This window comes from Chitinophaga jiangningensis, from assembly GCF_900142605.1.
Lineage (GTDB): Bacteria > Bacteroidota > Bacteroidia > Chitinophagales > Chitinophagaceae > Chitinophaga > Chitinophaga jiangningensis.
This window is the reverse complement of sequence record NZ_FRBL01000005.1, coordinates 460,178-473,145: the sequence shown is the minus strand read 5'-3', so window position 1 is coordinate 473,145 and position 12,968 is coordinate 460,178. Positions and strand designations below refer to the sequence as shown.

Here is a 12,968-nt window from a genome sequence, read left to right as displayed (position 1 = left end):
TGGAAAATATTTTTAGGTTAATTGAATAAAATAATTAATTTTGCCGTCCCCTCGAAAGAGGGTTTGCGTTCTTCGGAACAGCTCCTATAGCTCAGTTGGTTAGAGCACCTGACTCATAATCAGGGGGTCACAGGATCATGCCCTGTTGGGAGCACGGATTAAAAGCGGTCTATTTTAGGCCGCTTTTTTTGGTTTTTACTCTTCTGGTGTCTCCATTTTATTGATCTGATAAATTGCTTCGATTAGCTTCTCTAATGCGGTATAGGTAATAAAGATGCTTTTGCTATCGGCTACATCATCTGATAAAGAGGCAGCGTACCACTCTTTCAATAAAGTTCTTATTTCTGATAGGGAGAATTGCCAGCAAAATTCTTCCACGACTTCTTTGGGATTGATTAATTCTGCGTTGGTGAGGCTGAATGGTAGTTGATGCCATTCAGGGTAAGTTGCAATATTTTCCATTGGTTGAAGATTTAATATTGGGGAATGGAGGTGAATGGGCGGGCATAAAAAAGACGCATGGCCCATCCTAGCATCCTGGAGGTACTGGTATACCTGGCGACGACTAAGTGAGCCCATGCGCCATAGCATGGGCTACCCACCTTGTATCCCTCGTCGCCTTTCAAATTACCAGTTTTCCAGGACGAGATCTAAAGCAAGAAGCTTGAATATCTTTAGATCACTAAAATAGTGTTTTGCAGTTTGTTATCCTGATAGCCTTTTCATGTTGATAGGTTTTACTAGCAATTTAGTAAAAGATTTTCATATTTTACTACTAATAAGTAGTAAAATATTGGTAGTATTTAATCAGTAGTATCATGTTAGTGGTTACTAATTAGTAAACTATTCATTTATTTTATTTTATGGATAGCAGCAAACAAAAAACTCCAACAACTCCACTTGATCCTGATGAACAACTTGCAAAGTTGGGCGCTCGCATTAAGGAATTAAGGATAAAAGCCGGTTACTCAAACTATGAGGTATTTGCTTATGAGCATAATATCCCGAGGGCGCAGTATGGGCGCTATGAGCAAGGGAAGGATTTGAGGTTTAGTAGTTTGGTGAAGGTGGTGAGTGCGTTTGGGATGACGATGGAGGAGTTTTTTGGGGAGGGGTTTTAATTAAACATAGTTGATAATAGATTGTTTTTGTTTTTTTAATTGTAAATTTAAAAGCGTATTAGCCCCGTCTTTTCTAACTCATATTACCTCTTTTAGCAACTTTCTTTGTTGCTGCGGACTATTTAAATTCGAAAACTCTAATTTTGTTCCTTGTTTAGAAATGAAAAAATCGCATGAGTCAACTTAATTACATAAAAGATATTGCAAAATTCGGGTTAGAAAATGACCAGGAAAGGCTATTGTCAGTACTAAATGAACTCATTGAGCATTCAAAAAAAACAAAGAAAATTAATTTTGCATTACAGCTTCAGTCGATATTAAAAGATGCAATCCGTGTTCAAAAAACCAGTTCACTTACAAAGGCGGGTTCTGATACATATTTTAATCGTCTAGATGACAAGGAAACAGGCGAGTTAATTCTAGAGAAGTTAACATCTGATTATACCTTTGAGAATTTGGTTGCTGATTTGGAAGTGAAGGAACAATTATCTTTCTTTATTAAGGAGCATCAAGCTGCAGATATATTACGTGAATATGGTTTGCCAATTGCAAATAAAATTCTATTTCATGGTCCTTCTGGTTGTGGTAAGACATTAGCATCTTATGTTATTGCGGGAGAACTGCATAAAATGATGGTAGTGGTTAATTTAGGTGCTATTGTATCTTCTAAATTAGGAGAGACTAGTAAAAACCTTGCAAAAATATTTCGAAAAGCTGCTTCCGAAGATTGTATAATTTTCATTGATGAATTTGACACACTTGGTAAAGTAAGAGATTATGACCAAGATCATGGCGAAATGAAGAGAGTCGTAAATACTATTCTACAGTTGTTCGATTATTTGCCGCAAACAAGTATTGTTATTGCAGCAACGAATCAAAAAGAAATGTTAGATGACGCGATTTTAAGAAGATTTGATGTTAATATCAGATTAGATTTACCTAATGAAAATCAGATTATTGATTTAGTAAACTTGACTCTTAGAAATGGACAATTTAAGTTTGCGTCAAAAGCCTCAATAAAGTCCATTATTAAGGATGCAATAGGCTTAAGCTATTATAGCATTCAGAAAACACTCATAACTGCAATTAAGAGAAGTATTTTTTCCAATATGGCAGCTAAGGTAGCCTCCCCCCCTACTATTGATTTAAGAGTATGGAGGGAGTTAATTGCTGCTGAAAAGAAAGCACTTAAAAGTTGACTAAACATCTAAGTCGATGTCATTGTCATTGATCACTTCAGCTATATTTCTGATTTCATTACAATTAATCATTTCTTGATAGAGCCTTCCATCAACCTCATTAATTGGGATTTCTGTGATCCTAATTACAATTGAGAATCTATGTTGATTATTACTTGCATGCCTTTTATAGCTGTCTGGGATCTCATCTTTACACAAGCATCTTACAGCTATCGCAATGGCATTTTCAACATTCAATAAATCAGCCGGCTGCAGTGTATATGAAGTTGACTGCGCATTCGAAAATAGCCTATTTTCAATACCATAGTGGTCTTCACTCCAACTGAATCCTCTTTTTATTCCATACTGTGCTTGTTCTGCTTGTGAAATTGTTCGAATATCCAGGTTACGAACAATATTGAAGGCCATATAAATTGGAAGGTAGTTTAAATGGTTATCCTTTAATGGCAGGAAACTATAGCATAACGATATATCGAATTTTAATTTATTGCCAGAGGTTTGCAGATATTCTGGAAGGTGAATGGGCATGGTAATAATCTGACCGATAGATATTTCATCTTCAATGACAAATAAAATGGAATTGTCATCCGTAGATAATAAAGTGCTTTTTTGTGGTCTACCAAACCCTACCATACTTTTTAATAAGCTATCTGTGCTTGTACTAAAATGTGGTAAATCCTTTCTCCTATGAAACGTTGCAGTATTAATGAGTAGAGCTTTTACTGTTTGTGTTCTAAGGGAAGGATAATTATTCAATATTTCAGCAGCATATGAAGCACCGAGCGGAGTCGCTAAACTTGTACCGCAAGTTCTACCAAAGTACTTTTCAGTTTCTGCCATCGGCGATCTAAGAATTTCAATGCCTGCTTCATAGCTGAACAAATCACCTCCCTCAAATACAAGGTCAGGTTTATTGAGATATTTGTTCCTTTGGTTCTTTTTTAAAGGGGTGGAATTAACAGCCTGATTATAATCAAAATGAAACTTGCGACTATAATATGCAGGATATGAATTATTGGGTGTTATGTCAGAATTGTCATCTTTCTCTAAGTTTCCCGCTAAAGCACCAATTGAGATATTATTTAAGGATTCAGAGGGTTCAGAAATATTAGTGTTTCGGCAATTATGAAACTCGCTTGTGCTGTCTATTTTATAGAAGAATGCTGGATACTCATGATCTGGATGTGTTTCTTCGATTAAGAGCCGTTCAATGTAGTCCCCATTTATATTTCCGACTGAGATAAAAATGAGTAAGTCTTCCTCGTAAGCTAACTTGTCTAACTCATAAGCAAATTGACTATATCCATCATTATACTTTTTAGCAAGAGGAATATTTAATGACATATTGAATAATCTGATGCCATGGGTTCTTTTGGCATCTCGAATATCCTGGATTAATCTTGGTATATTTATTTCGTCATCCTGATTGTGAATTGCCTTTATAACAGCAATTTTTGCCTTGGCAGTATAGCTTTCCTTTATTTCAGCAGGAAATTCGTCCCCTAATGTTACTAGGCCCGCAACTAATGTTCCATGTCCTACTTCGTCCCAATAAGAGCCCATATTGGTGTGGTCATAAGCTGTTTCTGAAATTAGATTTTGTAAAGGCTCAATTCTATTAACGCCAGTATCAATAATTCCAACGGTTGTAAGTCCTTCTGGTACAATCACAGTAAATCCAAATTCCCTTCTTACAGTACCATAAATTCCAGGTCTGACCTTTAGTGCCCTGCTACTGGTAACTGTCTTAACAATATCAAAATTTGATGCTATTGTAACCTTCTCTTCTCTAGTTAAAGTTTTAACTTCTATGATGTCAGGACTGGCCTCAATATACGTCACATTTGCCTGCCGATTAGATAAATACTGTAAAAGCGTTCTTTTTTGAGCGAGATAGGCGGTGTTGGCAGAAGAAATAAGAGTTAACAAAATCCCAGTTTCATTGCTTGTGAATAAGCGTCTTAGGGTACCAATAAATTCAAATTTCATTACCAATGCCAATAAATTATATGGCTGATTCTCATAACTTGTTCCTTCAGGACTTTCGACGATCTGTTGGATGTGTGTGGAAAAAGTAGTAAATAATTGATTATCAATAACCTCAAACATTACCGTTTTGTTGAAGTGTGTATATTCAACCGGACTTAAGCCATAACGCTCGAAAAACTTTTTCTTCAGGTCATCACCAAAGACACATAAGAAATAGATACGTATTAAATCAATGATAGGCCCAGGAATTGTTCGATTTTCGTTTCTGGATTTTCGTTGAGTGTAAAATGCCGCATAATCATTCCGAAGTTCTTCTTTTTTGAATTCGTGAATAAATTTTGGTTCATTATTCTCTTCGTCCTGTGTTTCAGGGGTCGGATCAAATCCACGCTGACGTTTGAATGATGGATTATCAGCTTTGGGATTGATAATAAATACATGTTTATTATCTGCCATTGTTTCAGTTTTAATGTATAGGGTTGATACTTAAAATTACGAATCGAAAACATGGAAAGAGGGGGGCCGTGTTATTTCAATTCTATGTAATTAGAATGCACCACAATTTACGGGAATAAATTGAAATTATCCGTTGTGGATGGGGCAAGACAATTATAAAGTATCACCGTAGCTGGATTCAAACCGGGCAATGGAAAAGGGGATTAACTCCTCGCTGCAGCGGGCGGCATTTTTTTCAAAGATTCTCAGTTCCTGAGGTATACGCCGCAAATCACCCTTAGCAGTAGTAGGGTTCAATAAATCCCATTCTTCAGCTGTGGCATCAAAGCCGGTAGCATAGTATTTTCGTTCCCCCTTATAGGTTACACGCAGCTTTAGCGGGAATCTCTCCCCGCCTTTGGACCTCCGAAGGTCCGGCACTACCTTTTATATTGACCCTATCCCACCGCATGATACCTCAGATTTGATACATCTTTTGATACATGTTTTCAAAAAATGTCCGAAAACTAGATAAGGCAAGTCTAAATATAAAATCAATTAAAAGCTCACTGGTAGCGGCTTACAGACGTAACCGGCAATAACTGCAAACAACTGAAAACATAAATTTTAATGACTCATAATCAGGGGGTCACAGGATCATGCCCTGTTGGGAGCACGCTTCTATAAAGGCTTTCAGCGTTTTGTACGCTGGAAGCCTTTTTTATTTGATACATGTTTTGATACATGTTTTGAATGGTAGAGCTTGATTGTGGCTTGATGGCTAATCACAGCTGTATAGCAATTGAATTGCTACGCAGGCTAACATTCCTATTGTAATACAATTTTGGTTAAGGAGACATTGTCATAGGTATTGTCTGCTGGCGCAAATACTTTCTCACAAACAGGTTTTAAAACGCCACTGAAACTAACCTGCAAAGTGTTTTTAGAAGACTTGAGGGCCAATACTTCTGCAGGTAAAACGGATTCATTACATATTGCCAGGTAGTGTTTGCAATTAATACAGTCTTTCTCTGTATACACTATTACATATTTGTTCTGAAAGTCTTTACTATTATTGCTTCCAAAATACATTATTTCTCCTTTCAGATTAGATGTTTCAGCAATGGTATCTGTTGCGGGAGCAGAGCAGCCACACGCAGGTAATTCCTTATTTTTTTTGCAACCGTTAAGGACTATCAAAGCAAATAGCAGAAAAAACAGAACAGGGACTAATTTATCTTTCATTATTATTTTTAATGTTGGTTGAGTACTGATGTAGTGTATTTCAAATTTTGAAAATTTTATTTTCATAAGAACATTAAGTCGTAAAAAATCGTCTGAAACATCTTATCGAGATCAATTGCCCCTCTGCTTATCGCGTGTCGATTTTATTACGGTATCAATTCTATCTACTGGCAGTTTCGGAACAAAACAGCACATATAAAATGGGTTGAAAAGGATCTAAAGGCTAATATAGGGAATATTAAATGGTATCACTTTTTATGCGCGAAAGGAGAAAGATAGCAAGGTTAATGTTTTATTTCCCAATCTTTTTGCTAAAAAATTTAGTATTTTTGCTAGCGTTTAGGTTAATTTCCTACGATGCAAAAAGACTAAGTATGCAATTCAAATCAGGAAATCTTTTTGAAGCCGGAACTCAGGCATTAGTGAACGCAGTCAATACAGACGGTGTTATGGGTAAGGGTATCGCTTTACAATTCAAACAACGTTTTCCGGAAAACTTTAAAGCATATGCAGCCGCTTGTAAGCGAAATGAAGTTGTTATTGGAAAAATGTTTGTTTTCCATGAGGAAACAACTACAGGTGAAGTAATCATCATTAATTTCCCAACGAAAAAAACGTGGCGCAGGAAATCGGAATACAGTTTTATTGAAGCTGGCTTACCTGCTTTAGTCGATATTATTAAGCAGGAGAATATTAGTTCCATCGCAATACCGCCTTTAGGTTGTGGTAACGGAGGACTCCAATGGGAGCAGGTGAAACCCATGATCGAAAAGTATCTGTCGCCCCTGAAAGAAGTGGATGTGCAGGTGTTCGAACCTGTTAGTTAGCGTAGCGGAAGGGCTAACATCGATGTCAGCGAAACCCAGAGCATACTGCTAAAAAAAATAGAAGGGCCTACCCGTTATATTATCGATCAGGAAAAGCGCATCAACGCTCAAAACTAACGGAAAACTAAAATAAAACCATAATAAATGACTCAGGTCGCCTTATATGCGGCCTTTACGATATATTAAAAATATATTAATTTGTGTGAACCCCCTCCCCCATTGCTCCCCATCAAAAAAATCCTTAGCTTTAGCTCAGGCCCGACGTGCCGTTGTCCGGAAATTGTAGCATCGCCATTTTGTCAACTAAAGAATTATATAACGAACCACACCTTATACTCCTCGCATCACAAGGAAACCGTGAAGCATTCACCCGGCTGTACTCCCACTACCTGGATGCTGTAACGCAATACATACGCCTGTTTACACACTCGGAAGAGGAAGCCGACGAAGTTATTCAGGACGTGTTCGTACGCATATGGGAACAGCGGGACAAACTAAGCACGGTCACCGCATTCAAAGGCTACGTAGCTAAGGCTGCCCGCAACCGCCTGCTCGACCATCTACGCCACCTCGAGGTTCGGAAAGCCGCTATTATCGACCTACAAACAACCGCTACAGCGGAAACACCGGAAGATATATGGCATTATCGCTACATCTACCAAAAGGTACAGCAGCAGATTACCGCCCTCCCCGCCCAATGCCAGCACGTATTCCGCCTCAGCGTGGAAAAAGGAATGAGCCTGGACGAAATTGCCGCCGAACTGCGTATATCCAAGTCCGGAGTCAAAAACCAACTTTATAAAGCCCAAAAGCTGGTGCGGCAATGCTTTGAGGAAACTGATAACCACCTTTTCCTCGTACTCCTCCTTACAATTCCATTTTTCTAAAATTTTTTTTTGAATCGACGTGTCCTTTCGATTCCTTCAAACGTCCTTATACCGGATACACATTCCAGGTTATGACGCAGGAACAACTAAACGCTTTTTTAAAAGACTATACCGCCGGTAATTACTCAGAGCAGGATTACCTCGCCTTCCGCCATTGGCTTGATAACGCCGCTATGGAGGAAAAGCTGGCTGTACTGGATAAATATAGCGACCAGTTCCCGGAGCCCAACGCCCAACCATCGGCGGATACACGCCGTATCGCCATGATTGAGGCCGCCCTGGATGAATCCACAATCGAAGCACTACGTAAACCTGCGAGAGTACTTAATATCAGAAAATGGAGCGCCGCCGCGGCAGCTGTACTGTTGCTGGGCACCGGCGCCTGGTGGCTGCATAAAGAAAGCAAATCTAAACCTGCTACTGTAGCTCAACATGTAAATGTTGCCCCAGGAAAAGCCGGTGCCATTCTTACCCTCGGTGATGGGTCGCAGGTGGTACTCGACAGCGCCGGAAACGGCGTCATAGCCGTACAAAACGGCGCCAGCGTAGTGCTCGACAGCGGTAAAATCGGTTATGGAAAACAGGACCACAACAATGGGGAACCGCAGTATAATACCCTGTCCACCCCCATTGGGCGACAATTTAAAGTAGTACTGCCGGATGGTACCCTGGTATGGCTCAACGCCGCCAGCTCCATTCAATACCCCACCTTCTTTGCAGGCAACAGCCGCGAAGTAACCGTTACGGGTGAGGTGTATATGCAGGTGGCCCAGGATCATAATCACCCTTTCCGGGTAACCATTATGAGCGATGGCCACAATGAAGGTACTGTGGACGTACTCGGGACCGACTTTAACATCAACGCCTACCCGGACGAGCATGCCACCAAAGTGACGCTCATCAGCGGCGCCGTAATGGTGTCAGCAGGTAGCCCTATACAAAAAGAAATGCTTAAGCCCGACCAACAGGCTGCCATACACGAAAACAATAAAATAACCGTCCAGCACGTAAACACGGAGAGTGTTACGGCCTGGAAAAGCGGGTACTTCGATTTCGATGAAAACGACCTGACCATGCTAATGCGCCAACTCAACCGCTGGTACGGCATCGAAACAGAAATTGGAAAAAATGTTCCTGTAGATATTCAGTTTGGAGGTAAGATCAGCCGGAACCTGATGCTCTCCGAAGTAATCAAAGTCTTAAACCAGGCAGGTGTGCACTGCTACCTGACCAATGAAAGAAAGCTTATAGTAATTCCTTAATGAATGATGTTATTTGTTTTTAGTCGAGCAGAAATACTGCTGTCAACCAAAATGAGTAAACGCGATGGAAATGGCGTCACCTCTCAATGCTATTAACTAACAAGTAAATAGGACATAAGTAAAACAGACCGTCAAAGAAAAACCGGAAGTGTTACGAGCACCTCCGGTAAGTGATTTGACTGCCGCTGGCTGAATGAAACCAATTTTTTAAACAACCAATTAAACAGATCAAACTAATGCAATTTATGCAAAAAAATGCTAATTGTAGTTGGTATGCTATGCCCGGAAATGTAGCGCCGGACGGCTTCCAGAAAGGATCGGCCACCAATGCCGATACCCCGGAAGCAGTGCTGGCAGAACGGCATATTCCACACCAGGGTATGGGTACCAGCCTAAAAAAACTGCTGATTACAATGAAATTAACAGCATTGATTATCCTGGTATCTATCATGCAGGTTGCGGCGGAAGTGAAAGCGCAAAACGTAACATTTACCGGCCAGCGGGTAAGCCTCCAACGCGTGTTTTCTGCCATAGAAAAACAAACGGGATACCTCGTGTTCTATAAAAAGGAAGTGCTCCAGCGCTCCCACGATATCTCCGTTAACGCACAGGATGTTCCGCTAAACGAATTTATGGAGCTGGTACTCAAAGACCAGCCGGTGGACTATGAAATGGTAGCCAAAACCATCATCCTCAAAGTGAAGGAAACACCCGCCCCTAAAGAAAATACCGCTGCCTTTCAACAGGAAAAGCGTACGGGACGCGTTACCGATAAAAAGGGAAATCCCCTCATCGGTGTATCCGTTCAGGTTAAAGGGCAGTCCAAAGGCGCCATCACCGACGCTGACGGCCGATTTTCCATCGCCGCCAAAGCAGAAGATGTATTGGTATTTAACTTTATGGGCTTCAAATCCCAGACAATACCCGTAGCGGACCGCGCCAGCTTTAATGTAGTACTGGAAGACAACGTATCAGGACTGGGCGAAGTTGTAATCACCGGCTACCAGAACGTAGCCAAAAAACTCTTTACCGGCTCTGTTACCAATATCTCGGGTGCCGATGTGAAACAAGACGGTATCCTGGACGTTAGCCGTATGCTGGAAGGTAAAGTAGCCGGCGTATCGGTGCAAAATGTGTCCGGTACCTTCGGCGCCGCTCCTAAAATCCGCGTGAGAGGTGCCACCTCCATTACCGGTGAAAACAAACCGCTGTGGGTAGTGGATAACGTAGTACTGGAAGATATCGTAAACATCAGCAACGACCAGCTTTCCAGCGGCGACGCACTCACGCTGATCAGCTCCTCTGTAGCCGGCATCAATGCTGATGATATCGAGTCCTTTACTATTTTGAAAGATGCTGCCGCCACTGCGCAATACGGTGCCCGTGCGATGAACGGTGTAGTGGTGATCACCACCAAGAAAGGCCGCGCCGGTACCACCCAGGTGAACTATAGCGGCAACTTCTCCACCTTCCTTAAACCGGACTACAGCACGTTTAACATCATGAACTCCGCTGATCAAATGTCCGTATACGCTGAAATGTACCGCAAAGGAAATCTGACCTCCAACATCGCCAATGATAACACCGGCGGCGTTTACGCCAAGATGTACCGCCTGCTGAAAGAATATGATCCGGTTACCGGTAAGTTTGCCCTGGAAAACACACCAGAGGCCAGAACCGCCTTCCTGGAAAGATATGCTAAAGCAAACACCGACTGGTTTGGCCTGCTGTTTAAGAACTCTTTCGTACAGGAACACTCGCTGAGTATTTCTTCCGGTTCTGAAAAATCGCAACATTACTTCTCCCTTGGTTATTATAACGACAACGGATGGTCCATTGCAGACCGCGTAAGCAGATACACCGCTAACCTCCGTGGTAACTACAATATTACCAACCGCCTCACTGCTAACGTAATCGTTAACGGGTCTATCAGACAGCAGCGCGCGCCAGGTACACAAGGCCGCTCCAGTAACGTGGTAGAAGGCGTGTACACCCGCGACTTTGACATCAACCCATACAGTTTTGCACTGAACACCAGCCGTACGCTTACTGCCTATGACGAAAATGGTGAACTGGAATATTTCAACAGGAACTACGCTCCATTCAACATCCTTCACGAGCTGGAAAACAATTACATCAACCTGGATATGTTGGATACAAAAATCCAGGGTGAGCTGGGGTATAAAATTTCGGAAGATTTCAACTTCAAAACACTCGGTGCTATCCGTTTTGTAAAAACTACCCGCGAGAACATTATCACCGAGCACTCCAACATGGCTGAAGCATACAGATACATGCCTAATGCTACCGTTGCTGCAAATAACAGGTTCCTGTACCTTGATCCGGACCATCCGGAAATTACCGTAAAGGTGCCTACCCTGCCATACGGTGGTTTCTACAATCTGAACGAAGATAAGCTCGTGAACTACTACGTAAGAAACCAGCTGGACTTTAAACACACCTATAATGAAAAACACCTGGTATCCGCTTTTGTAGGCCAGGAGCTTAAATACACCGATCGCCAGAATAACTTTAACAACGGCTTCGGTTACCAATATGATAAAGGCGGTACACCATTTACTGACTACCGAATCGTAAAGATGTTCCTCGAAAGCGGTAACAACTATTACGGAATGCAGAAACAGTACGACAGATACCTTTCAGTTTTTGGTAATGCCAGCTATTCCTATGATGGTAAGTATGTGTTTAACGGAACGGTGCGATATGACGGCTCCAACCGCATGGGTAAATCCAGGCAGGCGCGCTGGCTCCCAACCTGGACGGTGAGTGGTGCCTGGAACCTTGACCAGGAAGATTTCCTGAAGGATAACCGCAATATCAGTTTCCTTAAATTACGCGGGTCTTATGGTTTAACCGCCAGCATCGGTAGTGCTACCAATTCTACTGTAGTATTTGAAAACAGTTCTTCTATCCGTCCGCGTCAGTCCGAACTGGAGCCAAGAATCGAAATCAAAAATCTGGAAAACTCCGAACTGACCTGGGAAAAACAATATGAAGGCAACATCGGTGTGGATGCAGGATTCTGGGGCGATAAGCTGAGCATTTCAGCAGATATCTATCAGAGAAATGGCTTTGATCTGATCAGCAACATGCGCACCTCCGGTATTGGTGGTGAAGGTACCAAACAGGCCAACTATGCAGATATGAAATCCCGCGGTGCGGAATTAACTATTGGCGGCCGTGTGATTAAAACCAAGCGGTTCAACTGGTCTACCAACTTCACCTTTGGTTATAATAAGAATGAAATTACCAACCTCAAAAGTAAGCCACGTATCTACGACCTGATTATTCCTGAAGGTGGCGCAACGGAAGGGCATGCGGTACGTGGACTCTATTCAATCGACTTTAAAGGATTGAATGAGATTGGTAAACCCACATTTATAGATGAAAATGGTAAGGAGGCTAATGGCGTGTATGTACAGAGTACCAATAAAAATTATCTGATTTATGAAGGTACTGTAGATCCAACTATTACAGGTGGCTGGAATAATACATTTAGCTATAAAGGATTTGTGTTGAACTTCTTCTTCTCTTATCAGGCAGGAAATAAAATCAGGCTGAATAATGAATTTGCACTCAACTACTCCGATGCGAACGCAATGCCTAAAGAGTTTCTTGACAGATGGACTTTACCACTGGACGAAAATGTTACAAATGTTCCATCCATCGCTGATTACCTGACAAGAACCAGCATTGGTTCTGTATATCCCTATACTGTTTATAACTATACCTCTGGCCGCGTGGCAGATGGAAGCTTTGTCCGGCTGAAGCAATTATCCCTGGCTTATAACCTGCCAGCTAATGTAGCAAGGCTGATTCGCGCAAACAACATTGGTATTAAACTCCAGGGAAACAACCTGTGGCTGGCATATGCTGATAAGAAACTGAAAGGTCAGGACCCTGAGTTCTTTACTTCCGGTGGTGTAGCCATGCCGTTGCCACGACAATTTACATTCTCCCTAAAAGTTGGATTCTAATTGTA

Annotated in this window: 10 protein-coding genes and 1 tRNA gene; 7 read left to right on the top strand and 4 right to left on the bottom strand. The window is 41.6% G+C overall.

Annotation, left to right across the window (positions count from 1 at the left end; translation table 11 throughout):
• Positions 1 to 80: 80 nt before the first annotated feature.
• Positions 81 to 154 (top strand) — tRNA-Ile (locus BUB18_RS14805).
• A 41-nt stretch (positions 155 to 195) separates the two neighbouring features.
• Here the strand turns inward: BUB18_RS14805 and BUB18_RS14800 are convergent.
• Positions 196 to 462 (bottom strand): hypothetical protein, encoded by a 267-nt coding sequence (locus BUB18_RS14800; RefSeq protein ID WP_073082378.1) that lies wholly within the window; start codon positions 460 to 462, stop codon positions 196 to 198.
• 401 nt (positions 463 to 863) lie between these two features.
• Between BUB18_RS14800 and BUB18_RS14795 the strand changes: the two genes are divergently transcribed.
• Together BUB18_RS14795 and BUB18_RS14790 are read left to right on the top strand one after the other, a co-directional pair.
• Positions 864 to 1,121, top strand: coding sequence for a helix-turn-helix domain-containing protein (locus BUB18_RS14795; RefSeq protein ID WP_073082375.1), 258 nt, complete (start codon positions 864 to 866; stop codon positions 1,119 to 1,121).
• A gap of 173 nt (positions 1,122 to 1,294) precedes the next feature.
• Positions 1,295 to 2,320 carry an AAA family ATPase gene (locus BUB18_RS14790; RefSeq protein WP_073082370.1) on the top strand — a complete coding sequence of 342 codons (1,026 nt, stop codon included), beginning with the start codon at positions 1,295 to 1,297 and terminating at the stop codon, positions 2,318 to 2,320.
• On the opposite strand, the gene BUB18_RS14785 is transcribed toward BUB18_RS14790, so the two are convergent.
• The 3 genes from BUB18_RS14785 to BUB18_RS14775 all read right to left on the bottom strand — a co-directional run bounded on the left by BUB18_RS14785 (position 2,321) and on the right by BUB18_RS14775 (position 6,055).
• Complete coding sequence (locus BUB18_RS14785; protein WP_073082368.1) at positions 2,321 to 4,765, bottom strand: S8 family peptidase; 2,445 nt, start codon at positions 4,763 to 4,765, stop codon at positions 2,321 to 2,323.
• Positions 4,766 to 4,918: 153 nt separating this feature from the next.
• Positions 4,919 to 5,185 (bottom strand): Arm DNA-binding domain-containing protein, encoded by a 267-nt coding sequence (locus tag BUB18_RS14780; RefSeq protein ID WP_073082366.1) that lies wholly within the window; start codon positions 5,183 to 5,185, stop codon positions 4,919 to 4,921.
• Between the two features lie 387 nt (positions 5,186 to 5,572).
• The gene (locus tag BUB18_RS14775) at positions 5,573 to 6,055 is read right to left on the bottom strand and encodes a hypothetical protein (protein ID WP_143159954.1); all 483 of its coding nucleotides are present in this window, start codon (positions 6,053 to 6,055) and stop codon (positions 5,573 to 5,575) included.
• Between the two features lie 308 nt (positions 6,056 to 6,363).
• Between BUB18_RS14775 and darG the strand changes: the two genes are divergently transcribed.
• The 4 genes from darG (at position 6,364) to BUB18_RS14755 (ending at position 12,963) form a co-directional block, all read left to right on the top strand.
• Complete coding sequence (gene darG / locus BUB18_RS14770) at positions 6,364 to 6,816, top strand: type II toxin-antitoxin system antitoxin DNA ADP-ribosyl glycohydrolase DarG (protein WP_083550088.1); 453 nt, start codon at positions 6,364 to 6,366, stop codon at positions 6,814 to 6,816.
• A 296-nt stretch (positions 6,817 to 7,112) separates the two neighbouring features.
• A complete protein-coding gene (locus BUB18_RS14765; protein ID WP_073082351.1) occupies positions 7,113 to 7,703 on the top strand; it encodes an RNA polymerase sigma factor in 591 nt (196 codons plus the stop codon).
• Between the two features lie 71 nt (positions 7,704 to 7,774).
• On the top strand, positions 7,775 to 8,965 hold the full coding sequence (locus tag BUB18_RS14760) for a FecR family protein (RefSeq protein WP_073082348.1): 1,191 nt from the start codon (positions 7,775 to 7,777) through the stop codon (positions 8,963 to 8,965).
• Positions 8,966 to 9,243: 278 nt separating this feature from the next.
• Entirely contained in the window at positions 9,244 to 12,963 is a 3,720-nt protein-coding gene (locus BUB18_RS14755) for a SusC/RagA family TonB-linked outer membrane protein (RefSeq protein ID WP_245805675.1), read from the top strand.
• Positions 12,964 to 12,968: the final 5 nt, after the last annotated feature.